Annotated in this window: 23 protein-coding genes; 8 read left to right on the top strand and 15 right to left on the bottom strand. The window is 61.6% G+C overall.

Annotation, left to right across the window (positions count from 1 at the left end; translation table 11 throughout):
- Nucleotides 1-12: 12 nt before the first annotated feature.
- Nucleotides 13-1482, top strand: coding sequence for an aldehyde dehydrogenase family protein (locus tag BG60_RS33180; protein WP_008345330.1), 1470 nt, complete (start codon nt 13-15; stop codon nt 1480-1482).
- 69 nt (nt 1483-1551) lie between these two features.
- Here BG60_RS33180 and hfq read toward each other — a convergent pair whose 3' ends face one another.
- Both hfq and BG60_RS33170 read right to left on the bottom strand, forming a co-directional pair.
- Complete coding sequence (hfq, locus tag BG60_RS33175; RefSeq protein WP_008345329.1) at nt 1552-1830, bottom strand: RNA chaperone Hfq; 279 nt, start codon at nt 1828-1830, stop codon at nt 1552-1554.
- Nucleotides 1831-2055: 225 nt separating this feature from the next.
- Nucleotides 2056-2721 carry a TetR/AcrR family transcriptional regulator gene (locus tag BG60_RS33170; RefSeq protein WP_008345328.1) on the bottom strand — a complete coding sequence of 222 codons (666 nt, stop codon included), beginning with the start codon at nt 2719-2721 and terminating at the stop codon, nt 2056-2058.
- Nucleotides 2722-2909: 188 nt separating this feature from the next.
- On the opposite strand from BG60_RS33170, the gene BG60_RS33165 reads away from it, so the two are divergent.
- Genes BG60_RS33165 through BG60_RS33155 form a run of 3 tightly spaced genes read left to right on the top strand, consistent with a single transcriptional unit; the run spans nt 2910 to nt 7077 of the window.
- The gene (locus BG60_RS33165; RefSeq protein WP_008345327.1) at nt 2910-4037 is read left to right on the top strand and encodes an HlyD family secretion protein; all 1128 of its coding nucleotides are present in this window, start codon (nt 2910-2912) and stop codon (nt 4035-4037) included.
- Nucleotides 4030-5604, top strand: a complete 1575-nt coding sequence (locus tag BG60_RS33160; RefSeq protein ID WP_034474155.1) for an MDR family MFS transporter — start codon at nt 4030-4032, stop codon at nt 5602-5604. Before BG60_RS33165 ends, BG60_RS33160 begins: the two co-directional genes overlap by 8 nt.
- A 3-nt stretch (nt 5605-5607) precedes the next feature.
- Nucleotides 5608-7077 (top strand): efflux transporter outer membrane subunit, encoded by a 1470-nt coding sequence (locus tag BG60_RS33155; protein ID WP_144403559.1) that lies wholly within the window; start codon nt 5608-5610, stop codon nt 7075-7077.
- Here BG60_RS33155 and BG60_RS39185 read toward each other — a convergent pair.
- From BG60_RS39185 to BG60_RS33125, 7 genes are all read right to left on the bottom strand, one after another.
- The gene (locus tag BG60_RS39185) at nt 7074-7244 is read right to left on the bottom strand and encodes a hypothetical protein (protein WP_008345324.1); all 171 of its coding nucleotides are present in this window, start codon (nt 7242-7244) and stop codon (nt 7074-7076) included. The two genes, BG60_RS33155 and BG60_RS39185, sit on opposite strands and share 4 nt — an antisense overlap.
- A 20-nt stretch (nt 7245-7264) precedes the next feature.
- Nucleotides 7265-8014, bottom strand: a complete 750-nt coding sequence (locus BG60_RS33150; protein WP_008345323.1) for an IclR family transcriptional regulator — start codon at nt 8012-8014, stop codon at nt 7265-7267.
- An 18-nt stretch (nt 8015-8032) separates the two neighbouring features.
- Nucleotides 8033-8785 carry an amino acid ABC transporter ATP-binding protein gene (locus tag BG60_RS33145; protein ID WP_008345322.1) on the bottom strand — a complete coding sequence of 251 codons (753 nt, stop codon included), beginning with the start codon at nt 8783-8785 and terminating at the stop codon, nt 8033-8035.
- Nucleotides 8782-9426 (bottom strand): amino acid ABC transporter permease, encoded by a 645-nt coding sequence (locus BG60_RS33140; protein WP_008345321.1) that lies wholly within the window; start codon nt 9424-9426, stop codon nt 8782-8784. The genes BG60_RS33145 and BG60_RS33140 overlap by 4 nt, the downstream gene beginning before the upstream one ends.
- Before the next feature lie 21 nt (nt 9427-9447).
- The gene (locus tag BG60_RS33135; protein WP_008345320.1) at nt 9448-10164 is read right to left on the bottom strand and encodes an amino acid ABC transporter permease; all 717 of its coding nucleotides are present in this window, start codon (nt 10162-10164) and stop codon (nt 9448-9450) included.
- 51 nt (nt 10165-10215) lie between these two features.
- Nucleotides 10216-11070 carry an ABC transporter substrate-binding protein gene (locus tag BG60_RS33130; RefSeq protein ID WP_008345319.1) on the bottom strand — a complete coding sequence of 285 codons (855 nt, stop codon included), beginning with the start codon at nt 11068-11070 and terminating at the stop codon, nt 10216-10218.
- A gap of 362 nt (nt 11071-11432) precedes the next feature.
- Nucleotides 11433-11735, bottom strand: a complete 303-nt coding sequence (locus tag BG60_RS33125; protein WP_085955287.1) for a DUF4148 domain-containing protein — start codon at nt 11733-11735, stop codon at nt 11433-11435.
- A 122-nt stretch (nt 11736-11857) separates the two neighbouring features.
- Here BG60_RS33125 and BG60_RS33120 point away from each other — a divergent pair, with 122 nt between their 5' ends.
- Nucleotides 11858-12313 carry a YaiI/YqxD family protein gene (locus tag BG60_RS33120; protein ID WP_008345317.1) on the top strand — a complete coding sequence of 152 codons (456 nt, stop codon included), beginning with the start codon at nt 11858-11860 and terminating at the stop codon, nt 12311-12313.
- Nucleotides 12314-12323: 10 nt separating this feature from the next.
- Here BG60_RS33120 and BG60_RS33115 read toward each other — a convergent pair whose 3' ends face one another.
- The 3 genes from BG60_RS33115 to BG60_RS33110 all read right to left on the bottom strand — a co-directional run bounded on the left by BG60_RS33115 (nt 12324) and on the right by BG60_RS33110 (nt 14626).
- Nucleotides 12324-12968 (bottom strand): DsbA family oxidoreductase, encoded by a 645-nt coding sequence (locus BG60_RS33115; protein ID WP_008345316.1) that lies wholly within the window; start codon nt 12966-12968, stop codon nt 12324-12326.
- A 39-nt stretch (nt 12969-13007) separates the two neighbouring features.
- Nucleotides 13008-13175: a hypothetical protein gene (locus tag BG60_RS38880; protein ID WP_160172928.1), complete on the bottom strand. Its 168-nt coding sequence runs from the start codon at nt 13173-13175 to the stop codon at nt 13008-13010.
- A 71-nt stretch (nt 13176-13246) separates the two neighbouring features.
- Nucleotides 13247-14626, bottom strand: coding sequence for a replication initiation protein (locus BG60_RS33110; RefSeq protein WP_008345315.1), 1380 nt, complete (start codon nt 14624-14626; stop codon nt 13247-13249).
- 771 nt (nt 14627-15397) lie between these two features.
- Between BG60_RS33110 and BG60_RS33105 the strand changes: the two genes are divergently transcribed.
- Together BG60_RS33105 and BG60_RS33100 are read left to right on the top strand one after the other, a co-directional pair.
- Nucleotides 15398-16606 carry a ParA family protein gene (locus BG60_RS33105; RefSeq protein ID WP_033535672.1) on the top strand — a complete coding sequence of 403 codons (1209 nt, stop codon included), beginning with the start codon at nt 15398-15400 and terminating at the stop codon, nt 16604-16606.
- A complete protein-coding gene (locus BG60_RS33100) occupies nt 16603-17574 on the top strand; it encodes a ParB/RepB/Spo0J family partition protein (RefSeq protein WP_008345313.1) in 972 nt (323 codons plus the stop codon). The genes BG60_RS33105 and BG60_RS33100 overlap by 4 nt, the downstream gene beginning before the upstream one ends.
- Nucleotides 17575-19209: 1635 nt before the next feature.
- On the opposite strand, the gene BG60_RS33090 is transcribed toward BG60_RS33100, so the two are convergent.
- Nucleotides 19210-19953 (bottom strand): hypothetical protein, encoded by a 744-nt coding sequence (locus tag BG60_RS33090; protein ID WP_033535673.1) that lies wholly within the window; start codon nt 19951-19953, stop codon nt 19210-19212.
- Between the two features lie 273 nt (nt 19954-20226).
- On the opposite strand from BG60_RS33090, the gene BG60_RS33085 reads away from it, so the two are divergent.
- On the top strand, nt 20227-22728 hold the full coding sequence (locus BG60_RS33085; protein ID WP_008345311.1) for a glycogen/starch/alpha-glucan phosphorylase: 2502 nt from the start codon (nt 20227-20229) through the stop codon (nt 22726-22728).
- Here the strand turns inward: BG60_RS33085 and BG60_RS33080 are convergent.
- Both BG60_RS33080 and BG60_RS39400 read right to left on the bottom strand, forming a co-directional pair.
- Complete coding sequence (locus tag BG60_RS33080) at nt 22725-24131, bottom strand: sugar porter family MFS transporter (RefSeq protein ID WP_008345310.1); 1407 nt, start codon at nt 24129-24131, stop codon at nt 22725-22727. The genes BG60_RS33085 and BG60_RS33080 overlap by 4 nt on opposite strands.
- A gap of 207 nt (nt 24132-24338) precedes the next feature.
- On the bottom strand, nt 24339-24547 hold a 209-nt coding region (locus BG60_RS39400), incomplete at its 5' end, for a hypothetical protein (RefSeq protein WP_206540338.1).

The raw sequence follows: 24547 nt of genomic DNA, 5'->3' as shown, positions 1-24547 counted from the left end.
TCGAGGACGATCATGAATATCCGCGACAATCACTCGATTCTTGTGCCCGCCGCGACGATCGCGGGCACGCGCTATGGCGCATCGGTTCTGGAAGCGGGCAACGCGATCCACAACGCGTCGACGGGCGCGGTCATCGGCTGGCAGGAACATGCCGACGCCGCGCAAGTCGATGCCGCCGTGCGTGCCGCGCACGCCGCGCTCGATGCATGGCGCAACCGCACGCCCGCATCGCGCGGCGAGGTGCTGCGCAAGATCGCGCAGTCGCTCGCTGCGAACCGCACGCGTCTTTCGTCGATGCAGCAAGCAGTCAGCGGCAAGCCTCCGCTCGAAGCCGACACCGACGTCAGCGACGCCATCGCCACGTTCGACTACTACGCGGACCTGTGCGCGGACGCATCGCTTTTTGCGACCGAGACGCTGACATTGCCCGACGACGCCGTGACGGGCGAGCGCCATTACGAAGCGGTCGGCGTGGCCGCGCTGATCGTGCCGTGGAATTTCCCGATGGTCACGACCGCGTGGAAGATCGCGCCCGCGCTCGCGGCGGGGTGCACGGCCGTGCTGAAGCCGTCGGAATTGACGTCGCCGGTCGAGCATCTGCTCGCGGAAATCATGACGGCGGCGGGCGTGCCAGATGGCGTCGTGAATATCGTGAACGGCAGCGGCGAAGTCGGCGCGCTGCTCGCGGCGCATCCGCTCATCGACAAGATTTCGTTCACGGGCAGCACGGGCGTCGGCCGCAAGGTGATGCAGACGGCGGCGCAGGACATGAAGCGCGTGACGCTCGAACTCGGCGGGAAATCGGCGCTGATCGTGCGCGCCGATGCGGACATCGAGCACGCGGTCGCGCTCGCAATGGGCGGCGCGTTCACGAACGCCGGGCAAATGTGCTCGGCGACGTCGCGCATCCTCGTTCACGACGAGGTCTATCGCAAGTTCGTGGCCGCGCTCGAAGCGGCCGTGCGCGCGCTCGTGGTTGCCCCGCCGCACGTCGAAAATGCCGCGATGGGCCCGCTCGTATCGCATGCGCAGCGTGCGCGCGTGCAGGCGCTCGTCGAGCAGGGCGTGGCGGACGGCGCGCGCATCGCGTTCCGCGGCGCGCTCGACGGCGCTTGCGCGGACGGCTTTTTCATGGCGCCGGTCGTCGTCGCCGAACCGGATGCCGCCAACGTGCTTTGGACGGAAGAAGTGTTCGGGCCGGTCGCGTGCGTGAAGTCGTTCCGCACCGACGATGAAGCCATCGCGCTCGCCAACGGCACGCGTTATGGGCTCGTCGCAACCGTCGTGACGCGCGATGAAGAAGCCGCACGGCGCTTTCGCCATGCGCTGCGCGCGGGCCTCGTGTGGATCAACACACCGCAGTTGATCTTCCCGCAGGCGTGCTGGGGCGGACTCGGACTGAGCGGAATCGGCCGCGAGCTCGGCGTGGCGGGATTGCGCGGCTATCAGGAATTGCGCCACGCGATCGTGGCGCGCGGATAGTCGGCCCGTCGACGCGCGTGAGCAAGCTCACGCGCGCGTCGCTTGGGCCAACTCGCGCGCGAGACCGGACTAGCTGCGCGGCGGACGCGGCGGACGGTCGCCCGGACCACGGCTCTCGCGATGATTCGGCCGGCCGGGCGCGCCGTGATCTTCGCAAATGGTGGAAATCGCGTGCTTGAAAAGAACCTGGTTTCCGCTCGTCGAATTGAGATAGACCATATAGGTGTCGAACGACTGGATATGGCCCGTCAGCTTGATCCCATTAACGAGATAAATGGAAACCCGCTTGCGTTCTTTGCGCAGCGCGTTGAGAAAATCGCCTTGAATGCTGGCTGGACTGTTGGACATTTATGACCCGTGTTTAACCGAGCGCAGGCACCCCGACCGACCCTCGTCATTCGTGGAGCCTGCTTTTTGTGCTCGGCATGTTTTCTTTGGACAAGTCATTATCCCGTTTCCGCGCCGTTGTTGCGATGAAAAGATAATCGCCCTATATGGCGCATGGCCGTTTCCGTCGAATCGTCGGACAAAATACGACGAATCATGGCCGATAGAGACTGGAAGGCCCGTCCATCATTTGAGCACCGCCGCCTCCACGGCGGCGAGATACGCGGCGAGCGCCCGCTTGACCTCGCGCAGATAACGGCGCGCCAGTTGCACGTCGCCCATTGCGGGACGCAGCTTCACGGCCAGCGCGCCGCTCGCGAGCGCGTGCAGCATGTCCACGTACAGTTCGCGCTCGGACGCTTTCACGCCGGGCATGCGTGCGTCGATCACCTTGCGCATCATGCTGGACTTGCGCTTTTTCTTCGCTTCATCGTGCGGCATGACCGACATCAGAATCAGGAGATCGGTCTTGCGGTCGAAATATTCGATATGCGGCGACATGATCCGATCGATCACCGCTTCCGCCGACAACGCCCGCCAGGTCTCGCTGTCGACCCGCGCAAGTTCGTCTTCGAGTTCCTGCAGCGCCGCCGCGTGGCGGTCCCACAACGCGGCGAGCAACGCGTCGCGATCCGGAAAGAAGTGATACATCGAGCCGATCGGCGTTTGCGCACGCCGCGCGACGCCGTGCATCGTCACGCCTTCCAACCCCTTTTCGACGATCAGCTCGGCGGTCGCATCCAGCACCGCCTCGATGCGCGCGCGCCCGCGCGCCTGCAAGGGCGAACGAGCCGTGCTGGCGCGCTCCGGATCCTGCAATTCGCTTTCATTGTCGGCGCGAGCCTTCTTCATTGTCTCTCCTCGAGCAAGGTCAAACTAGACGCTCGCGTCTAGATTCGTGCATACTAGACGGCATCGTCTAGTTTGGCGAGCGCGTCGCGGTGACATCGTAGTCATTTCTGGCCGCAACGCCCTCGCCGTCCCGCATTCATCGAAGGCTACCGCACCCGCGCGGTGGCGCGAAAGCTCCCGGAGAACACATGTCAGTCACAGCGCCCACGCACGGCGGCCAACCCGCCGACGCCGTCGAACGCAAACCGTCACGCAAACGCCTGCTGATTGCAATCGGCATCGTCGCGGTCGTCGCCGGCATTGCATGGGGCGTGCGCTGGTGGACGGTCGGCCGTTTCGTCGAAACCACCGACGACGCCTATCTCAAGGCCGACAGCGTCACCATCGCGCCGAAAGTAAGCGGCTATATCACCGAAGTGCTCGTCGCCGACAATCAGGCGGTCGAGGCCGGCGCGCCGCTCGCGCGGCTCGATACGCGGCAGTATCAGGCCTCGCTCGATCAGGCGAAGGCCGCGCTCGATGCGCGCGCCGCCGACATCGACCGCGCCGAAGCCGAGCTGAAGCAGCAGCACGCCAACGCCGATCAGGCGAAGGCGCAGGCCGAAGTGTCGCGCGTAAGCCTCGCGCATGCGGAAGACGACGTGAACCGTTATCGTCCGCTCGTCGCGACGGGCGCCGAAACCGCCGAGCGTCTCGCGAGCCTCGTCTCCACGCGCGATCAGGCGCGCGCCACGCTTGCCGCGAATCTCGCCGCCGCGCGTTCGGCATCGACGCAGATCGGCGCGACCGAAGCGCAGATCGCGCAGGCGCGCGCGCAAGTCGAAGCGGCGCAGGCGCAACTGAATCAGTCGAAGCTCGATCTGAGCGACACGACGCTCGTGAGCCCGGTCGCGGGGCGCGTCGGCGATCGCACCGTGCGCGTCGGCCAGTATGTGCAGCCGGGCACGCGCTTGATGACGGTCGTGCCGGTCGAGGCGCTCTATCTGGAAGCGAACTTCAAGGAAACGCAGGTCGGGCGCATGCGCGTCGGCCAGCCGGCGACGCTGCACGTCGATGCACTCAAGGGCACCGAGTTGCACGGCGTCGTCGAAAGCTTCGCGCCCGGCACCGGCGCGCAGTTCGCGCTGCTGCCGCCGGAGAACGCGACCGGGAACTTCACGAAGATCGTGCAGCGCGTGCCGGTGCGCATTCGCGTCGATACGGGTCCGCAAACGCGCAAGGTGCTGCTGCCGGGCCTCTCGGTAACGGTCGATGTCGACACCAAAACCGCCACCGACGACAGCCATCGCATCGCGGCGGAAAATCGCCATGACTGAGGCCGCCGCGCATCCGCATCGCGCGAGCGCGACCGACTGGATCGCGGTCACGGCCGGCGCGCTCGGCGCGCTGATGGCCACGCTCGACATTTCCATCACCAACTCCGCGCTGCCGCAGATTCAAGGCGAAATCGGCGCGACCGGCACCGAAGGGACCTGGATCTCCACCGGCTATCTGATGTCGGAAATCGTGATGATCCCGCTCGCCGCGTGGCTCACGCGCGTGTTCGGGCTGCGCAATTTTCTGCTCGGCAACGCGGTGCTCTTCACGCTGTTCTCGGTGATGTGCGGCTTCTCGACGTCGCTGTCGATGATGGTCGTGGGCCGCATCGGCCAGGGCTTCACCGGCGGCGCGATGATTCCGACCGCGCAGACCATCATCCGCACGCGGCTGCCGCGCGAGCAGATGCCCGTCGGCATGACGATCTTCGGCCTGATCGTGTTGCTCGGGCCGCTGCTCGGACCCGTGCTGGGCGGCTGGCTCGCGGAGAACATCTCGTGGTCGTGGTGCTTCTTCGTCAACGTGCCGGTCGGCTTCGCGCTCGTCGCATTGCTCATCACCGGCTTGCCGGCGGAGAAGTCGCATTGGGAATCGTTCTTCAAGGCCGACTGGATCGGCATAGCGGGACTCGCCATCGGCCTGAGCTCGCTTACCGTCGTGCTCGAAGAAGGCCAGCGCAATCAGTGGTTCGAATCGCATGAAATCGTGATGCTCACGTGCGTCACGGCGTTCGGCTTCCTGCTCATCGCGATCTCGCAATTCGTCGCGACGAAGCCAATCGTGCGGCTGTCGCTGCTGCGCAATCCGCGCTATGCGAGCGTGATTCTGATCGTGTTCGCCGTCGGCGCGGGGCTGTATTGCGTGTCGTTCCTGCTGCCGCAGTTTCTGAGCGTCGTCGCGGGCTATAACGCGCTGCAATCCGGCGCGATCATGCTCGTGTCGGGCGTGCCCGCGTTTCTCATCATGCCGGTGCTGCCGCGTCTGCTCGGCAAGGTGGATTTTCGCGTGCTCGTCATCTCGGGCCTGCTGTGCTTCGCCGCGAGCTGCCTGCTCGATATCTCGCTCACCGCGCAAAGCGTCGGCCACGATTTCTTCTGGTCGCAGATCTTGCGCGGCTTCGGCCAGATGCTCGCGATGATGCCGCTCAATCAGGCGTCGATGGCCGCCGTTTCGCGCGAAGAATCCGGCGATGCGGCCGGCCTCTACAACATGGCGCGCAATCTCGGCGGTTCGGTCGGGCTTGCGATCATCGGCACCGTGATCGACCGTCGCAACGACTTTCACACCGCATCGATCCGCGAATCGCTGACGGCGAATTCCGTCATCGGTCAGGAACGCATGGCCGCGAGCGCCGCCAGCTTTTTCGCGCAGGGCGGCGACATGGCGCACGCGAAGATGCAGGCGCTCGGCCAGTTGTCGATGCAAATCGGTCAGCAGGCGATCGTCATGACTTACTCCGAAACCTTCTACGTGCTGGCGATCGCGCTGCTCGCGTGTCTGCCGCTCGCACTCTTGCTCAAGACGCCGCGCGGCCAATCCGGCGACATGTCTTCTGCCGGCCACTGATTCATGAACTCATCGACGATGTTCCCTCGCACGCTTCGCCTGACCGCCCTGCTTCCGCTCGCTGCTTTCGCGCTCGCCGCGTGCACGGTCGGCCCCGACTATCGCGGCGCGCCGGAAATCGCGCCCGACGCCGCGAAACGCGCCGCCTTCGTGCGCGCGCCGGCGCAGGGCGTCGTCGCGACGCACGCGCCCGCGACGTGGTGGCAAGCGCTCAACGATCCGCAACTGAACGCGCTCATCGATGCCGCGTTCGCCCACAATCCCGATCTGAAGATGGCGCAGGCGCGCTTGCGTCAGTCGCGTTCGCAACTGCGCGGACAGCGCGCCAACGAGTTGCCGAAAGTGTCGGGATCGGCGGCGGCGTTGCGCATGCGCTCGCCGGATACGTCGATCTTCGGTTCGTCGGGCGATGACGGTTCGTCGGGTTCGACGGGACGCGGTCCGGTCGATTTCTACACCGTCGGCTTCGATGCCTCGTGGGAGCTCGATCTCTTCGGCGGCACGCGCCGCGCGATCGAAGCGGCATCCGGCGAAGCCGAAGCCGTGCACGCCGATCTTTCGGACGCGCAGGTGTCGCTCGCGGCGGAAGTGGCGTCGGTGTACATCGACTTGCGCGATCAGCAGGAACGTCTCGCGCTCGCGGAACGCACGGCCGAGTATCAGCAGCAGATGCTGACGCTCACCGAGCAGCGGCGCGCGCGCGGCACGGCGGCGGAAGTCGATGTCGAGCGGCTCACGACGCAAGTCGACACGACGCGTGCGACGCTCGTGCCCTTGCAGACGCAGATCACCGATTCGCTGGATCAACTCGCCGTGCTGACGGGCCGCGCGCCCGGCGCGCTCGATGCCGAACTCGGCGCGCGTGCGCCGTTGCCCGCGTTGCCGTCGTCGGTGCCGATCGGCGATCCGGCGGCCATGCTCCAGCAGCGTCCGGATATCCGCGCGGCCGAGCGTCGTCTCGCATCGAGCAATGCGCAGATCGGCGAGCATATTGCCGATTATTTTCCGAAGGTGACGCTGCTCGGCGATATCGGTTTCTCCGCATCGGAGCCGAGTCATCTGCTGCGCAAGCAGAATTTCTCGTGGGTCGGCGTGCCGTATCTGCAATGGAATCTGTTCGACTTCGGGCGCACGGCGGCGAATGTCGATGCCGCCAAAGCCGCGCGCGACGAAGCCGAAGCGCGCTACGAAAAGACCGTGCTCGGCGCGCTGAAGGACGCGAATTCGTCGCTGTCGCGTTACGGCAACCAGCGCGAGCATGTCGTGCGGCTGCAGCAGGTGCAGGCGTCGGCGGAGCGGTCGGCCACGCTCGTGCGGCAACGTTATACGGCGGGCGTATCGACGCTCATCGATCTGCTCGACGCACAGCGCACGCAATTCGCCGCGCAGCAGGACGTGGTCGCCGCGCAGGCCGAACTGCTGAAGGACTTCGTCGCGTTGCAGAAGAGTCTCGGACTCGGCTGGGCGACCTAAGCGTCTTCGGTCGATTGACGCTGCGACGCCATCTCCCGCTCGAACATCGGCGCATAGAACGCGACGGCCTTGCGCAAGATGTCGTTCACTTCCCTTAGCGCGACATTCTCTTCTTCGAGTTGCGCGATGCGTCGAAGCGGATCGTCGTCTGCGGCTGGCGTCGTCATGTGCGTTCGCGTGATGTGCGCTATCGATGCGACAGCGCCTTCGCCGATTGCAGAAGGTCGTCGAGCATCGACTGGCGTCGCTCTGGATCGGTGTCGCGGCCCGTCATGAAGCACAGCGCCGCGATCGGCAGTCCGGCGCGATCGCGCACGGGCGCGGCCATGCACAGGCGAAACGCGTTCGACAAGCCTTCGGTGCAGCAATAGCCCTGATTCTTCGCGGCTTGCACATCGCGCATGAATTCATCGAAGTCGATGCGCACGCCGTTGTCGAGCGCGAAGTCTTCGGCGGGAATCAGGGCGCGGATTTCATCGGCGTTCAGGTGGCCGAGCAGCAGGCGTCCGGTCGCCGTCCACGGAATCGGCACGCGCACGCCGATATCCGAGCTGATGTTGAACGGCCGCGCGCTGTTTTCGGACAGCACCACGGTGTACTTGTTTCCTTCGAGCATGCAAAGCTGCGTGGTCTCGTCGTACTTGCGCACGAGCGCGAGTATCGACTGATGCGCGCGGCTGATGAGGTCGTTGTGCGTCGCGTAGTCGGAGCCGTAGTAATGCATCTCGCGTCCGAAGAACACGCTGCCATCGGCCGATGTCTCGAGCCAGCCCACTTCCGCCAGGATCGCGACCAGCTCGTAGATGCTCGAACGCGGCGCGCCGGTCGCTTCGATCAGCTCGCGCATCGTCATCGGGCGCTGCGCGAGATGCAATTGCCGGAACATGGCGATGACCCGATCGACTCCCCTCGCTCGCGACGATTCCGTGACTGCCATTCATTCGCTCCGTGTGCGTCAGTGGTCGAGCACGCGATGCAGGAACTGCCGCGTCCGCTCGTTGGATGGATTCACGAAGATCTGCTCCGGCTCGCCCTGCTCCGCGATCACGCCTTTGTCCATGAAGACGACCCGATCGGCGGTCTTGCGCGCGAAACCCATCTCGTGCGTGACGACGACCATCGTCATGCCATCGCGTGCGAGTCCGCGCATCACTTCGGTCACTTCGCCGACGAGTTCGGGATCGAGCGCCGAAGTCGCTTCGTCGAAGAACATGATGCCCGGCTCGACGGCGAGCGCCCGCGCAATCGCGACGCGCTGCTGCTGTCCGCCGGACAACTGGCTCGGATAATGATCCGCACGGTCGGCAAGCCCGACGCGATCGAGCACGTCCATCGCGCGCTTGCGGGCATCGGCGGGACTCATCTTGCGCGCCTTGATGAGCGCGAGCGTGACGTTGCCGAGCGCGGTCTTGTGCGGAAAAAGATTGAACTGCTGGAACACCATGCCGACGTGACCGCGAATATCGCGCGCGCGTTTCGGGTCGTGCAGCGGCACTTCGTTGACCCATACTTCGCCGGAATCCGTCGTTTCGAGCCCCGCCATGATGCGCAGCACCGTGCTTTTGCCCGAACCCGACGCGCCGATCAGCACGAGCACTTCGCCCGCGCGCACGTCGAGATTGATCTCGTTGAGCACGCGCGTCGCGCCGAATGCTTTGCTGACGCCCGACAGCGAAATAATGGGCCTGGTCTGACTTTGATTGCTCACGACAGTCTCCTGCGGTCATGGTGGCGCACCCATTGCGAAAGCGGGAAGCACACGACGAAATAAATGAGTGCGACGAGTCCGTAAATCTCGACCGGCTTGCCGATGCGATCGACGATCGCCTGGCCGCCGTGCATCAGCTCCGACATGCCGATCATGCTGACGATCGACGTATCTTTGATAAGCGAAAGATATTGGCCGATGAGCGGCGGCAACACGATCCTGCCGGTCTGCGGCAACACGACGAACGCGAACGCCTGCGTGCGCGACAGACCGAGAATCTGCGAGACTTCCCACTGGCCTTTCGGCACCGCTTCGATCCCGGCGCGAAAAACTTCGGCGATATACGCGCCTTGATAAACGCTCAGGCCGATCACGCCGGCGGCGAAAACATCGATCGCATAGCCGAAATACGAGACGCCGAAGTAGATGAACATCAGCGTGATGAGCACGGGCGTGCCGCGAAAGAGCTCGGTATAAAGCCGCGCGATGCGGTCCGTGCCCCACGGTCCGAACGATCGCAACACGGCGGCGAAAAGGCCGATCAGCGTGCCGCCGACGATCGACGCGACGGACAGCAAAAGCGTCGTCACGAGACCTTGCAGCAGGATCGACAGACTGGTTCTCAGCAGTTCAAATGACATGATCCGACTCCGGTTCGGGCATCAGGCGCGATTGGCGCGGCGCAACGCGAGGCCGCCGAAGCGTGCGCGCGGCCGGACGACGAGCGGCGGATGAAACATGCGCGCGCCGAGCTGACCCGCGATCCACGACAGCACGTTGCTCAGCACGAGATACGCGACGAGCACGACCGAAAACGTCTGCACGTAGAGCAGCGTGCGCGAATTGATGACGGTCGCGGTGCCGGTGAGTTCGGGCAGCGCGATCGCGGAGAGCAGCGACGTGCCGAGCAATAGCTGGATCAGATAGTTGACGATCGCCGGATAGACCGCGCGCGCGGCCTGCGGCAAGACGATTTCGGTGAAGATCTGCCCGCGTTCGAGGCCGAGAATGCCCGCGGCTTCGAGCTGTCCGCGCGGCACCGACTGAATGCCCGCGCGAAACACTTCCGACAGATACGCGCCGACGTTCAGGCCCAGCGCGATCACGCCGGCCCAGTAGGCATCGAGCGCAATGCCCGCCGACGGCAAGCCGAAGAACACGATGAATATCTGCAAAAGAACCGGCGTATTGCGGATGACTTCGACATACGCGCGCGCGACGAAGCGGATCGCGGCCATCGGCGACAGGCTCGCCAGCGCGGCCAGCAAGCCGAGCACCAGCGACAGCACGAACGCGAGAAGCGTCACCTGCAGCGTCAGCCATCCGGCTTTCAGGAACTCGGGGACGTAGCCCCACAAGGTCAGCCATTCGTAGTTCATCTCGGCCTCCGCATCCGTCCGGTCTCGTGCGATATCGACATCACTTCATCCTCAGAACTGCGGGTTGAGCGGGAAATGCGGATCGGTGCCGAACCACTTCTTGTAGAGCTGCGCGTTGAGCTTCGACGCGTTGATGTTGAAGAGGAACAGGTTCAGATAGTTGAGCCACGCCTGATCGCCGGCCTTCACGCCGAAGCCGTTGTATTCGAGCGGCACGAGTGCTTCGTTCGTGACGGTCAATTCGGGATCGAGCTTCGCCTGATACGCGAGGAAGTTGTTGTCCTCGATCATCGCGTCGGCCTGGCCTTGCTTGACGGCGAGAATCGCGGCCTGCGAGCTGTCGTATTCCTGGATCTTGATCGGGATGTTCAGCGAGCGGACTTCATCGCCGTTGGTCGAGCCCTTGACGGTCGCGATCGTGCGGTTGCCCATGTCCTGAACCGACTTGATGCCGCTGCTCTTCTTGACCAGCAGCGCCTCGCTCGCGACGACATACGGCGTCGTGAATTCGATGACCTTCGCGCGCTCCAGATTGCGCGTGAAGTTGCAGAACACGACATCGACCTTGCTCGTCTGCAGGTTCGGGATGCGGTTCGCGCTCGTCGTGTTCACGACTTCGAGCTTCACGCCCATCTGCCTGGCGAGTTCCTTGGCGAGATCGACGTCGTAGCCGTCGGGCTGACCATCCTTGTCGTAGAAGCCGAACGGCGCGAACGTCAGACAGTCGCCGACCCGCAACGTCCCGCGCTGCAGAACCGCCTGAAGCGTCGACGAACCTGCCGCCGCCCCGGCGTTTGCGCCGCCGCCTTCGGCCGGCGTGGAAACCTTGGTGCAGGCGGCCAACGCCAGCGCGCCGGCGATGACGAACAGCGAAACGGTTCTGACGCCTATGTTCGAGAGTTTCATGAGCAGGTCCTTTCGAAGGATGGTTATGAGGAACCGGTTCCAGAACCGGCTCAGAGCGAAACGCGAAAGTTCGCCTATGTCCGATATACCGGACAGACATCTGGCGTATCGGATCGAACTGCAGTGTTGGATGAGAAAATTCCGAGCACAAGCGGCCCGAACCCTAATTGGCGAGGGTTTTTTGATCAGATAAGGGGATGCGGCTACAGGCGCAGTCGGCTGACGAGCCGCCAGGACGCGCGAGCGGCGCGGCGGAATCACGGGAGCGATGGTTCGACGTTCGGCCTTGCGCCCCGACCCGGCGAAATCGGGCCATGGATTTTGCGTTCTATTTCTCGCGAGCCGGAACGTCGCGTCGGAAGCTACTGGCTGGCGCCCGCTCCGATCCCCGCTTTCTTCTGAGCGTTCTGCAAGTCCTGGGGATAGTTGGGATCATTCGCGCGGCCGGGGTTATAGCCCGCGTCCTCGAGTTTCTTCAGCTCGGCGTTCTTCTTGTCGCGCGCATGTTTTCGTGCGGCTTTTTTCTCGGCTTTCGTCATGGACGCAGCTTGCGTCGCGCCGGTTGCGGTCGAACCGGTATCCTGCGCATAGGAAAGCGAGGCCGCGGATGCGCCCGCCACGCCCAGGAAGAATGACACGGCAATGCTTGCTAGCTTCGTTCTCACGGTGATTCTCCGTTCGCCTGGAGGACTTGCGTTGAGGAAAGTATAGGGCGCGCGTTTCGGCACTGCGCCCGTCGAGCATGCGACTTTCATTCGTCACGACATAACTTATCGGAAGCCAACGGATGCAAATCATCGTCGATGCCGACGCCTGCCCCGCCGTCGTGAAGGATATTCTCTTTCGCGCAGGCACACGCATGAAGGTGCACGTGACGCTCGTCGCGAATCAGTTTTTGCGCACGCCGCCCTCGCCGTGGATACGCGCGATTCAGGTGCCCGCCGGTTTCGATGTCGCCGACGCGCGCATCGTCGAGATGGCGCAGGCTGGCGATCTCGTCATCACGGCGGACATTCCGCTCGCGGCGGCGGTGATCGCAAAGGGCGCGTTCGCGCTCGATCCGCGCGGCGAATGGATGAACGCGGAGAACATCGAGGAACGTCTGTCGATCCGCGCGATGATGGATCAGTTGCGCGGCTCCGGCGTGCAGACCGGCGGGCCGCCGCCGTACGCGCCGCGCGACGGCAAGAACTTCGCCGCGCAGCTCGACCGTTTTCTCGCGAAGCAGCGGACGCCCGATTGAGCAGGCGGCTTCAGGCGGTCCCGTCGATGATCTTCCGGATCGCTTCCTCGAACGCCTCGGAAGGCTGCCCGCCGCTCACCAAATACTTCTGGTCGAAGATGATCGCCGGCACGGACTGAATGCCGAGTTGCTGGAACTCGCGCTCTTCGGCGCGGACTTCGTCGGCGTACGCACCGCTTTGCAGCACCGTGCGCGCCTCGTCGCCATCGAGCCCGGCGCTGCGAGCCGCTTCGATCAGGACGTCGGGGTCGCTCGTATCCTTGCCGTCACCGTGATAAGCGCGCAGCAGCGCGAGCTTGAGCGGCAGTTGCTTGCCTTCGATGCGCGCCCAATGCAGCAGCCGATGAGCATCGAACGTGTTGTAGACCCACTTGCGTTCGCCGAACGCGAAGCCTTCGCGCGCGCCGCGCTCGCGGATCATCGCCTGCGTCTCGCCGATCTGTTCGGGCGTGCGGCCATATTTGCGGCCGAGATAATCGACGATGCGCTCGCCTTGCGGACTCATGTCCGGATTCAGTTCGAAGGGATGAAGGGTGATGCGCGCATCGACGGTATCGCCGAGACGCTCCAGCGCGCGTTGCAGCGAAGAGAGTCCGACGGCGCACCACGGGCACGCGATATCGGAGACGAAGTCGATTTGGAGAGTGCGGGACATGAGGTTCGTGAAGATTGGAATCGAGTCGGACAGACTAGCTCAAATCGCCGATATCGGTTTGCGCGTGCCCTTCGCGGCATCCGCGAACAGGTCGAAGACTGGATTCACGATTTCGACGCGCTCCAACGGGAGCCGGGCGAGCGTCAGGGCGGAACTGGCGTAGAGCCGATAGTGCAAATGCCCAATGTCGTTCTTGCCGTCGGGCATGGGGATCGCGAAGCAAATGATGGCGCGGTTGCTAAAGACCGTTAGTTGCGATCGATCTGATTGCGTAATGGTCAGTCCCTGCCCTTCGCGCTTTTCGACTTGTTGAAGACGTAGCCCGAGAAGCCGTCTCTCAGATCGGGATATTTCTGAATGATGGTTTCGACGAGCTCGCTCGATGGATCGATGCCCAATCTGCGCAGCGTCAGCTTTCCCGCCGGACTCGTCTTGTAGGTGCGCCGCCAGTCTTCGCGCTGCCGCGGCGTCGCGGCCTCGTACATCTCCCAGCCGCGACGGACTTCATCGACGATCCGGTTCTGAGCGTTCACATCCTGTGCCGCGACCTGCAATGCCCGACGCGCCTCGGCCTGTTGCTTCGCTTCGGTGTCGCGTTGATCGGTCAGCGCCAGGCTCTCCTGAATCTGGACCATCTGGCGTTCCGCATCCGAGACGATCCAGCCTTCCTTCAGCGCTTTCATGAAGAAGCCCGCCGGACTCTTCGACACCTTGCCGAGCTTGAGGCTGAAACGCGTACGCTCGATTGCCTGCTCCAGACGTTCGTCGGTGAAGGTATCGCGGTCGGAAGCGATCTGATTCAACTGCGCGCTGGACAGACCGATTTCCTGTTTCAGCGTCAGATACAGCGCCTGCGCGTGCTCGTGCGTATGCAGCAGGCGCTCGGCTATTTCCTTGCGCTCGACGCGAAATCGCATGCGTCCGATCTTGCGTGAACCCGGTTCATTGCGCGTCTCATACGAGAGGGAAAGATCGGAGACCTCATTAATTTGATCCACCGCCGGAGCGAGCCAATCGCGCTTGAAGTATTTGAATTCCTGCGCTTTTGCGCCCATCGTCCCCTGCCAGGCGCGCAATTCGTCGAGCGTGAACCAATCGGTTATACCCTCGGCCGCGTAGGGAAGCAGATGGTCGTACATCACGCGCGCATAGCTGAGCGTGAAAAGCGACGTGATGCGCAAGCTCAGCCAATGCGATTTCCCGGGACCGCGAATGATTCCGATGAGATCGGGCGGAACGCGGAACTGAAACCGTCCGCCGACGTATGAGATGCGTCCAATCAGTTGAACCGATCCGAACGGCTTGGAGCCATCGGCGTCGGCTTCCGCGGTCGCCTGAATGAGCGCCCTCTGCGCCTCGGTGATCACCTGTTCCAGATGCGCGTTGTTCCGGCTCGAGTAGCGCATGAGCCACTTGAAATAGTCGAGCTCGACGTCGTACAGGTCGTGAATCTTTTCTTCTTGCGCGACGATGAAATAGGCCGCGTCGATCAAGCGACGAGCCGCCACGCCAAGATCGACGATGCGGATCAGGACGTTCTTGCGCGAAAAGCCGATGTCCGAGCGGGCGGCTTCGACGGGCAAGCCCTGCGCATTCGCATCGTCGAATAGGGCCAGCGCCAGTTGTCTGGACGTGGCCACCTGCCCTGCTGTCGTCATTCCGTCTCCGTGTCCGGCGCTAGTTCATTGTGTCGAGCGGTACGTTAACGGCTGCAAGGTGAGCTGTCAACACAAACTACCTCACCTTTTGCAGGCGCGGACACAGGAAACCTCACCATTGCGGCGCAACCTACACAAATTTCCTCACCATTCTTGCCTAGACGCCTCACCTTGGGGTCCACTTCATCTCACCTTGACGGGGTAAACACAGCACCTTGACGCTCAATCAACATCACTTCAAGCACACTTTTCCTCACCTTATGGGTGTAAGTCGTTGATTTCATGAGCGTGCGCGTGAGACGTTAGTGGTGGTGAGTCTTTGTGTTTACAAAAATAACTAACCAACGGCCTTACTCATATAGACGGTGCATTTTATTTCTAACCAGCGGGACTATGGCGTTTCGCGCGCTTCGGTTAGGTGAAGTGAATTGTGACCAGCCGTCGAGACGCTGGAATCCAACTGCGCCGACGTTCGCAGAGGTGAGGTTTTTTGTGATGGGATCCGGCGTTCCACTGAGCTCACGATGCCGTGGAGCGTTTCGCTGTCCTCTGAGCGTTTCGGGAATCACTGAAGATAGCTTGTATAAGTGGTTGATCTTATTGATAGTCTTGCACCTCCGCCCCAGTGCTTGCAAATTTCGATCAATTCCAATAGCTATTCATCACTGCGGCTAGTATTCTACGGTTCGACATCTAGTTACACCAAAACCGTGGAAACATCGGCGAGCGTGAAGAAAACGCCTCACCGTGGACTAAAAAAGGAAGCACCGAATGAATTTGAGCGAACTGCCAGGGATTAATCGAAGGGTGAAGCTCTCCAACCTAGGAGAGTTCGCAGAGCGTTTGTCGGTCATGACGAACGAACTGCGTGATCAGATCTTGGCACCACGGCCAAGGAAGACAGCGCCGGTGTTTACGATAGGCGAGCTGTCGGACATGTGCGGGATCGACCGGCAGAAGATCAATTATCTGGCGACAAAGGAAGGTACTGACCTCCCGCCGGGTGAAACGCACGGAACCGGGCGTGCGCGTATCTTCTCTCTGAAGGATGCCCGAACGTGGGTTCAGCAGGTCTCGGACATTTATCAGACGCCGCTTGTCACTGGTACGCGCGAACATCGCGGTCGCGTGTTAATCACGGCGAACTTCAAAGGCGGATCGTGCAAGACGACGACGTCGATGTGCATCGGCCAAGGATTGAGCTTGCGTGGTCGCAAGGTTCTCATGATCGACCTCGACCCACAAGCGTCGCTTTCGGAGTTGTGCGGCCTGTACGCGGAAAAGGACGTGACTTGGGAGGATACGGTCCTGCCATACATTTACGATCCGGACATGGAAGGCGGTCTCGCGTCGAAAGTGCAAAGCACGTATTGGGACGGACTCGATGTGATTCCGGCACACAACTATCTTCACGACGCCGAATTCCATCTGCCTACTGCGCAGAAGACGAACGCGAACTTCGAGTTCTGGTCGGTGTTGCGAAAAGGGATTGAGCCGCTGCGCGCGGAGTACGACTACATCATCCTAGATACCGCGCCTTCGCTCTCTTATATGACGCTGAACGGATTGATGGCGGCCGATTCGATGGTCATGCCGCTCGTACCCGAAAGTCTGGATTTCATTTCGTCGGTGTCGTTCTGGTCGTTATTCGCTGAAGTCGCGAATGGTTTCGTCGAACACGAAGTCGACAAAACATACGACTTCGTTTCGGTGCTTCTCTCGCGGGTCGACTATGGCAATACATCTTCGGCGCCGGTCGTTCGCTCATGGTCTCAGCGCGCGTATGGCGACTGGTTGCACACCACTGAGATTCCGGCGAGTTCGGTCATGAGCAATGGCGCGTTGGCTTTTTCTACTGTCTTCGATCTTTCACGGGCCGAGACAGTCGCGAAAACTTTGGCGCGCGTAAAACAGCCGATGGTCGACTACTGCAAATGGATCGATGACCAGTACGTTGAGCAATGGAGGGCGGGACAATGAGCAGCCTTCGCGACCGAATGATGAGCAAGACCGCGGAAGTTCGTGCGGCAAAGGACATCCAACTCGATCCGCAGCAAGAGAAGGCGACGAGTCCGCGCACTGCGCCCGGAATGGCAGCGGCGTTGGCCTCGGCGCAGCAGCGCATCGCGCAACTCGAGCAGGCAGGTCCTGCGTCGGAAGCGCCGGTCTCGGAGATCGTTCCGAATCCCTGGCAGCCTCGGCAGGTATTCAACGACGCGAAGCTTGTGCAACTCGCCGAGTCGATCCGCGAAGCGGGTCTCGTACAGCCGATCGTTGTACGGCGCATCGGCACCGGATACCAGATCGTGGCGGGTGAGCGGCGCTGGCGCGCGCACAAGATGATCGGTAAGGAATCGATCAAGGTTCTTGTCGTCGATCTTTCCGACGAAGAGATGGCGATGCTTGCCCTCGTCGAAAACGTAGCGCGTGAAGATCTGTGCGACTACGAGATCTCGCGATCGATTCGACGGACCGAAAAGGAGTTTCCTAACCGCAAGCGCATGGCTGAAGCGTTGGGCATCTCGCGCTCCGAGTTGTACCGGTATCTTTCCTTTGGCGAGTTGCCGGATTTCGTCGTGCAGGATCTAGATGTGCAGCCTCGCCTGTTGGGAGCCACGGCCGCGGAGAATGTCGTCTCGGTACTGCGCGGGCGGAACGCGGCGGCGTTCGACGTTGCCAAGGGCCTTTGGGCGCGCGTGGTTTCGGGCGATCTGGATCAGTCGAAATTTGGCAAGGCGATCAAGCAGGCGTTGGATGACGAGCGCAAGCCGGCGCCGGCCGTAAGCGATCGCAGTATCGACAAGATTTTTGCGGGTGGATCGCAGGCAGGGTCGATCACGAGAGACTCAATGGGGCTCACGGTCAAGATCAAAGCCGGATTACTGACCGAAGAAAAGGAACGGCAAATTCGGGAGTTGGTGACACAATTGTTTGCCGATAACAGCTAGTTGATTCCCTCCAGCAATTGGTCTTGATGCGGTGCGCTCAGCATCTGGGTCAATTTCCGAAGCTCCAAGAGTGTCTCAACTTGGGACACGCGCAGCGCGAAGTCACGCTCGTGCACTTCTAGATTGATCTAACGAGTGTCCCGACTTGGGACACTCGGTCTCCGCAGCAGCCTCCGCCGTTCACGCCCGGGGCGCAAACTTTCCCACACGCGCGCATCGAAAGGACTCCCACGGTTGTTTGCACGCCAACTCGTGAACTGATGCTATTTCCCAGTGGGAACGAGCTGTCTCAACGGCAGGACAATTGATGGCAAGCACCATTGATGCACATGAGGCGCGCGAAATATCTCGATTTCGATCCAGGCGCATGGTCATCCGGTTTGGCGCAGAGGACGACGCAGCCACTACTCCAAGCGCGTCGATGCCAGTCACTCTCAGCGTGGGTGAATAGCAGATTGGGAAAGGCAGAGCCTGCCAACATCCGAAGCTTGAATGTAAAGCCTGAACGTCCTCTTAGCGATGCGAAACCAACGGCGAAGCCGGTCACCGCCACTCGAGCAAGTACTTCGCCTAGAAAGCTGCTGAACAATGATCGCTCCGATCGTTCGTGAAACAATCGACGCCCCGTTTCCACTCCTGCGATCCCTAGACAGGACGGGCTTGCCGGCCATTTTTAACGCTGTTCTGGGAAGATGTTTCACGAAATCGTCGCCGTGAACACAGGGTATCGGCATAAAAGGAACCGGCGAGCGCGCCGAAACGCGCATGACGGCCGCATCGTGACGAATAAGACGAAAAATGTAGCGCCCGATACGTCCGCAATGAGGCGTCGAAGCTGCGTGAGACGGCGTTTCGCTGGTCGCGGCGAAGAACACCCGTCGCGACTCCGGATGGGGCGACGGAAGACATCGATCCGCCAGACCAACCTTCATAAAATGCTGCGCGGATCAGCAAACTTTCCGCTTGCTCCCTCGTCCATTCAGACTGCTTGCCGCCCGCGTGCTGGTGAAAAAGCTCGGACGGAACATGCGCGAGCCGCAGGTATCTGAAAGTTAGGCTCAGCGTCCCCGCGCGTTCGCTCTCGCGAACTTCCGCGCGCGCGACAATCCCGAAGAGCGCTCATCACGCGCGACCGGGATCAGTCGCGGGAAGAAAATGTCGAGCACCGCGACCATCGAGAGCAATACGACGGCAACGAAGACCATCGTGCCAAGAAACTCGAGCAAAGACATATTCACCTCGTCCGGTCGCATAGTTTTGTATTGGAGATCTACTGGACTCAGTGTGAGCGAGGCATGGCAAAGTCGATGTCGCGATAAGCCGGGACAACAGGCATCTGTTCGACGCTTCGAATTTCCGTCCGCGCTTAATGTCTGGAATGCGCGCGGGCTGACCGAAATGCGTCCGCGGGCGTCCGGCGCGTCGAAATTCAAAGTCAGACGCAAGTGGCGAGTTGTCGGCGGAAAGGCCCCTGCGCAACGCCTACCTCGTATATTTCTTCGGTATCCGAAATAATGTGGCCGTGAAAATGCGCGCGGGATGCTTAGCGCAAATAAATCCGGACGGGCAAAGCTCAACAGGCCGCCGGCAATCCGATCCGCAACTGGCAGTGCGCGACGCGCACTCCACGCGACATCACTTCGTAGCGGCCACCACGAAGGCGTCTGATCTGTCAGGTAGCGTCAAAGCTCCTAATACCTGACTGCCGCTGAAAAAGACGACGCCCGTAAGCTTCGCACCCGGATATATGCAGGGCGCGGGTCCAAACGCGATCGTGGCGTCCAGCACGTCTTTGTCGCCATGAGGCGTGGCGGTTCCGCTGAACGTGCAGCCGCTCAAGCCTTCACCCTTGATCGAGCCGTCCTGACCGATTACAAAAGTGGCGGTCTCGCCGTCCTTCGTCGATCCGGCCGCGCCCGAATACGTCCCGGCAACGGACGACAGCGCCACCGGACGTTCATAGTTGGCGTCATAAACCACGTTGAACTTGATGCTGTTCTGCTTCGCCGTGCTCGTATAGATCACGCCCTGAACGCTGTTCTTCGCGTTGTAGCCCGCGAGGACGGGCGTATCGGTCGCCGCCTTGCCGCTTATGTCGAAGGTGCGCGCATTGTCCGACTGAAAAGTGCCATGAGATGCGGATGCCGCACCCTGTACCAGACCTAGCGCGTTTGTCGTCGTGTTCGCATACACGAAATAGAAAGCGCCAGTCTCGAGCACTACGCCGCCCACGACGTTGCCGTTCGCATCGGTTCCGGAATAAAGGCCTTGTGCAGCGTTAGCCTCGGGCGCGCTCGGCGCATTATCGGAACTGCCGCCGCCCCCACCGCATGCGGCCAAAACGACTGTAACTGCAGATACTGCGACGACGCGTTTCATATTTTTCTGATGTCTGAACTTGCGCTAGCGGCAAGCGAATGAAATAAGCGATGACCGGAATCTTGAACTGGTCCGACAGCCTTTGAAGCGGCAGGCCATCGCGGTCCCGCGATTGCCGAATTTGGCCTTCCCCTTGGGGATAACGGCATGGAAGCGCACGACTTGAGGGCGTATGCTATTCATCGATGCGCCATGACGCAGCACTGTCAACGGCCGGACATAGAGCCGGCACATTCTTGTCGAAGCCCGGTACGCAGGGAGAGAGGACAGATCATGGATGACACGCCCACCATCGAATCGCGGATCAGCGCCGAGCCCGCGCGCAGCGGACTTGGCGTCGAGGCGCTGCAGCGCGATATCGTCGATAACCTCATCTGTCTGCAGGCGCGCTATCCGGAGATCGCCACGCCGCACGACTGGTACATGGCGCTCGCCTACGCCGTCCGCGACCGGATGATGACCCGCCGAGTCGCCACCACGCACACCTATGTAGCGCGCGACGCAAAAGTCGCGTGTTATCTGTCCGCTGAATTTCTCATCGGCCCGCAACTCGGCAACAACCTGATCAATCTCGGCATCGAAAGCAACGCGCGCGAAGCGTTGCAGGCGCTCGGACTCGACCTCGATACGCTGCTGTCGATCGAAGAGGAACCGGGCCTTGGCAACGGCGGCCTCGGACGCCTGGCCGCGTGCTATCTCGACTCGCTTTCCACGCTCGAAATCCCGGCGATCGGTTACGGAATCCGCTATGAGTTCGGCATCTTCGATCAGGAAATCCGCGACGGCTGGCAAGTGGAAATCACCGACAAATGGCTGCAGAAGGGCAACCCGTGGGAAATCCTGCGCCCGGACGTCGCGTTCTACGTGAACTTCGGTGGCCGCACCGAAAGCTCGACCGATGAAGCCGGCCGCTTTTATGTGCGCTGGATTCCTGCCTATACGGTCAAAGGCGTGGCCTGCGATACGCCGATCCCCGGTTTTCACGTCAATACATGTAACTCGTTGAGGCTCTGGAAAAGCGAGGCAGTCGAGTCGTTCGATCTTCAGGATTTCAATGCCGGCGACTATTACGAAGCCGTGCACGAGAAGGTGCTTTCGGAGACGCTGTCGAAGGTGCTTTATCCAAATGACGAGCCCGAAGCGGGTAAGCGCTTGCGGCTCGCGCAGCAGTACTTCTTCGTTTCGTGTTCGTTGCAGGACATGTTGCGCCTGCTTGCGCTCAAGGGCGAGCCGATCAATCGCTTGCCGGACATGTTCACGGCGCAATTGAACGACACGCATCCGTCGATAGCCGTCGCCGAGTTGATGCGCCTGCTCGTGGATGAGCGGCAACTGCCTTGGGACGACGCCTGGGACATCACGCAGCGCACGCTCGCCTATACGAATCACACGCTGTTGCCCGAAGCGCTCGAGACGTGGGGATTGCCATTGTTTCAGGGCTTGTTGCCGCGATTGATCGAGATCATCTACGAGATCAATCGCCGCTTCCTCGATGATGTCCGCCAACGATATCCCGGCGATGAAGCGCGGATCGCGCGCATGTCGCTGATCGACGAAAGCGGCACGAAGCGCGTACGCATGGCGCATCTTGCGACGGTCGGCAGTCACGCGATCAACGGTGTGGCCGCGCTCCATTCGGCACTGCTCGAAAAGACGGTGCTGCGAGATTTCGCCGAGCTATGGCCCGAGCGCTTCCATAACGTGACCAACGGCGTCACGCCGCGCCGCTTCATGATGCTCAGCAATCCGGGTCTCGCGAAACTGCTGGACGAGGGGCTGGGGGAAGGTTGGGCGACCGATCTCGGCAGACTGCGCAAGCTGTCCGAATACGCCGACGATGCCGCATTTCAGGAACGCTGGCGCAACGTGAAGCAGGCGAACAAGCAGATCCTCGCGGATAAGATCAACAGCGCGACGGGCATCGTCGTCGATCCTGCGGCGCTGTTCGACATACAGGTCAAGCGAATCCACGAGTACAAGCGGCAACATCTGAACGCGCTATACATCGTGACGCAGTACATGCGTCTGCGCCGCGATCCACAACTCGCGCTGACGCCGCGCTGCTTCGTATTCGGCGGCAAGGCCGCGCCGGGCTACGCGATGGCCAAGCTCATCATCCGGCTGATCAACGGCATCGCTGAAGTCGTGAACGACGATCCCGCGATGAACGGCCGCCTGAAAGTCGTATTCTTCCCGGACTTCAACGTCAAGAACGCACACTTCATTTACCCGGCTGCGGACCTGTCCGAGCAGATCTCGACCGCGGGCAAGGAGGCTTCGGGCACCGGAAACATGAAGTTCATGATGAACGGCGCGTTGACCATCGGTACGCTCGATGGCGCGAATATCGAGATCCGCGAAGAAGTCGGCGATGAAAACTTCTTCCTGTTCGGCCTGAATGCTGACGAAGTGGAACGCGTGAAGCGCGAAGGGTATCGTCCGGCCGACTATGCGGATGCGAATCAGACGCTGCGGGAAGTGCTGGAGTTGATCGGCAGCGGGCACTTCTCGCGCGGAGATCGAGAGATGTTCCGTCCGCTGGTCGACAACCTGCTACACCACGATCCGTTTCTGGTGCTTGCCGACTATGCCGCGTACGTCGCGCGTCAGGAAGATGTGAGCGCCGCCTGGCGCGACGAGCGGCGCTGGACTCGCATGTCCATCCTGAATACCGCCTATGCAGGCAAGTTCTCTTCGGACCGCGCGGTTCACGAATATTGCGAGCGGATCTGGAATATCCGCCCCGTGAAGATTTCCATCGAACGACGAAACTAGTTTTTCTTCCCGAGATCGCGCAGACGCTTGCCGGCCATCAGATCGTTGCCGAGTTTCTCGAGCGAAACGCCGCGCGTCTCGGGCACGTAGAAGAACACGACGACCGCAAAGATGACGTTGAGGATCGCATAGAGCACGAAGGTGTTCGCTTCGCCGACAGTCGACAGCAAGCTCAGGAACGTGGCCGCGACCGCCATGTTGGCGACCCAGTTGACGAGCGTCGAAACGGCGATGCCGAAGTCGCGCCCTTGCTGCGGCTGGATCTCCGAGCACAGGATCCAAACGAGCGGGCCGGCAGACATGGCGAACCCCGCGATGAAAAGCAGCAGCGACGCGACCGCCAGAATCTGTGCCGTGAGGCCGGCGACTCCGGCATGCAGCAGGAACCCGAGCGAGCACATGCCGATTGCCATGATGGCGCATCCCGCATAGAGGATCGGCTTGCGGCCCCAACGATCGACGAAGGCAATCGCGCCGAAGGTCGCAATGACGTTGACGAGGCCGACGATGACTGTCGCCCACAGTTGCTGTTCATGAGTCGCGAAGCCGGCCAGTTCGAAGATGCGCGGAGCGTAGTACATCACGACGTTGATGCCGGTGAGTTGCTGGAACACCTGCAGCACGACTCCGAGCAATACCGAGCGACGGAAGTTCGCGTTTTGCCGCAACAGGCTCCATCCTCGCTGGGGCCGCGTGTTGTCTTCGTTGACCTGCTCGAGTTCGGCTTGCACGTCGGCGGGATTGGCGTAGAAGCGTTGAAGGACGGCGCGCGCTTCGTCGGCGCGGTTGCGCTGAAGCAGCCAGCGCGGGCTATCGGGAAGGGCGAGCACGCCTGCGAGGAAGAAGACGGCGGGAATCGCGATGACGCCGAGCATCCAGCGCCAGTCGGCCACGTACGACAGTCCGATGTTCGACAGGAAGGCGGCCAGGATTCCGACGGTAATCATCAACTGATACGTCGAGATCATCGCGCCGCGTACTTGTCGCGGCGCAACCTCCGAAAGATAAAGCGGCGCGGTGAAAGACGCCATCCCGACCGCGAGGCCCAGCAGCAAGCGTGCGCCGATCAGATGAGCCGGACTCGCCGCGAACCCGGACCATAGCGATCCCGCAATGAAAAGTATCGCCGCCAGCACGAGCGCATAGCGGCGTCCGAGACGCCACGATAGCCAGCCCGCACCCAGTGCGCCGATCGCCGCGCCTACCATCATCGAGCTGACGATCCATTCTTGTGCGCGATCGCTCAGAACAAAATGCTTCGCGATGAAAGGCAGTGCGCCCGAGATCACCCCGATGTCGAGGCCGAACAGCAGGCCGGCGAGCGCCGCCATCAGGCAGACGAAGAGACCATATCGTCCGGTTTTCGTGGATGTCGGGACGCTGCGGTCGGCGAGGGTGCTCATCTGAGTTGTCTCCAGGTTGCGCTTCAAACCGGTCACGGTGGCAGTCGGGCGGCTTTGCTTCGACCATGCGACTGCGCACATGATCGAAGATGAGAATTAGCGCGGGATGAGCGCGCGATGAAGGACGCCTGAATCGTGTGACCGGCCGACATCGTACCGGTGAGCGTCAATTGCCGCCCAATGCCATCGCCTCGTTGTTGTGCCTGGTCAATTCTTCGTGCGCGCGTGCGATCTGACGTGCACAGACGCCGGTGACACGCGCCGCTGCTCGGCTTCGAATTTGCCGCCCGAAATGACCCGTTTATTTTTTTGGAAAAGGCGCTTGACGTCGTCGAAATAGCCCCGCATAATTCGCCTCCCGTTGAATGACGGCGCGCAAGAAAGCAAGCGAATAGCGAAGCAAATAACTGCGCAAA

This window comes from Caballeronia zhejiangensis (assembly GCF_000698575.1).
GTDB classification, from domain to species: Bacteria; Pseudomonadota; Gammaproteobacteria; order Burkholderiales; family Burkholderiaceae; genus Caballeronia; species Caballeronia zhejiangensis.
Note: the sequence above shows the minus strand (reverse complement) of the source record. Positions and strands in the feature narration are given on the sequence as shown.

Excerpts from the sequence above, each read along its gene's own strand:
- BG60_RS33180 (WP_008345330.1), top strand. The coding sequence starts at position 13 with ATGAATATCCGCGACAATCACTCGATTCTTGTGCCCGCCGCGACGATC.
- hfq (WP_008345329.1), bottom strand. The coding sequence starts at position 1,830 with ATGTCCAACAGTCCAGCCAGCATTCAAGGCGATTTTCTCAACGCGCTG.
- BG60_RS33170 (WP_008345328.1), bottom strand. The coding sequence starts at position 2,721 with ATGAAGAAGGCTCGCGCCGACAATGAAAGCGAATTGCAGGATCCGGAG.
- BG60_RS33165 (WP_008345327.1), top strand. The coding sequence starts at position 2,910 with ATGTCAGTCACAGCGCCCACGCACGGCGGCCAACCCGCCGACGCCGTC.
- BG60_RS33160 (WP_034474155.1), top strand. The coding sequence starts at position 4,030 with ATGACTGAGGCCGCCGCGCATCCGCATCGCGCGAGCGCGACCGACTGG.
- BG60_RS33155 (WP_144403559.1), top strand. The coding sequence starts at position 5,608 with ATGAACTCATCGACGATGTTCCCTCGCACGCTTCGCCTGACCGCCCTG.
- BG60_RS39185 (WP_008345324.1), bottom strand. The coding sequence starts at position 7,244 with ATGACGACGCCAGCCGCAGACGACGATCCGCTTCGACGCATCGCGCAA.
- BG60_RS33150 (WP_008345323.1), bottom strand. The coding sequence starts at position 8,014 with ATGGCAGTCACGGAATCGTCGCGAGCGAGGGGAGTCGATCGGGTCATC.
- BG60_RS33140 (WP_008345321.1), bottom strand. The coding sequence starts at position 9,426 with ATGTCATTTGAACTGCTGAGAACCAGTCTGTCGATCCTGCTGCAAGGT.
- BG60_RS33135 (WP_008345320.1), bottom strand. The coding sequence starts at position 10,164 with ATGAACTACGAATGGCTGACCTTGTGGGGCTACGTCCCCGAGTTCCTG.
- BG60_RS33130 (WP_008345319.1), bottom strand. The coding sequence starts at position 11,070 with ATGAAACTCTCGAACATAGGCGTCAGAACCGTTTCGCTGTTCGTCATC.
- BG60_RS33120 (WP_008345317.1), top strand. The coding sequence starts at position 11,858 with ATGCAAATCATCGTCGATGCCGACGCCTGCCCCGCCGTCGTGAAGGAT.
- BG60_RS33115 (WP_008345316.1), bottom strand. The coding sequence starts at position 12,968 with ATGTCCCGCACTCTCCAAATCGACTTCGTCTCCGATATCGCGTGCCCG.
- BG60_RS38880 (WP_160172928.1), bottom strand. The coding sequence starts at position 13,175 with ATGCCCGACGGCAAGAACGACATTGGGCATTTGCACTATCGGCTCTAC.
- BG60_RS33110 (WP_008345315.1), bottom strand. The coding sequence starts at position 14,626 with ATGACGACAGCAGGGCAGGTGGCCACGTCCAGACAACTGGCGCTGGCC.
- BG60_RS33105 (WP_033535672.1), top strand. The coding sequence starts at position 15,398 with ATGAATTTGAGCGAACTGCCAGGGATTAATCGAAGGGTGAAGCTCTCC.
- BG60_RS33100 (WP_008345313.1), top strand. The coding sequence starts at position 16,603 with ATGAGCAGCCTTCGCGACCGAATGATGAGCAAGACCGCGGAAGTTCGT.
- BG60_RS33090 (WP_033535673.1), bottom strand. The coding sequence starts at position 19,953 with ATGAAACGCGTCGTCGCAGTATCTGCAGTTACAGTCGTTTTGGCCGCA.
- BG60_RS33085 (WP_008345311.1), top strand. The coding sequence starts at position 20,227 with ATGGATGACACGCCCACCATCGAATCGCGGATCAGCGCCGAGCCCGCG.
- BG60_RS33080 (WP_008345310.1), bottom strand. The coding sequence starts at position 24,131 with ATGAGCACCCTCGCCGACCGCAGCGTCCCGACATCCACGAAAACCGGA.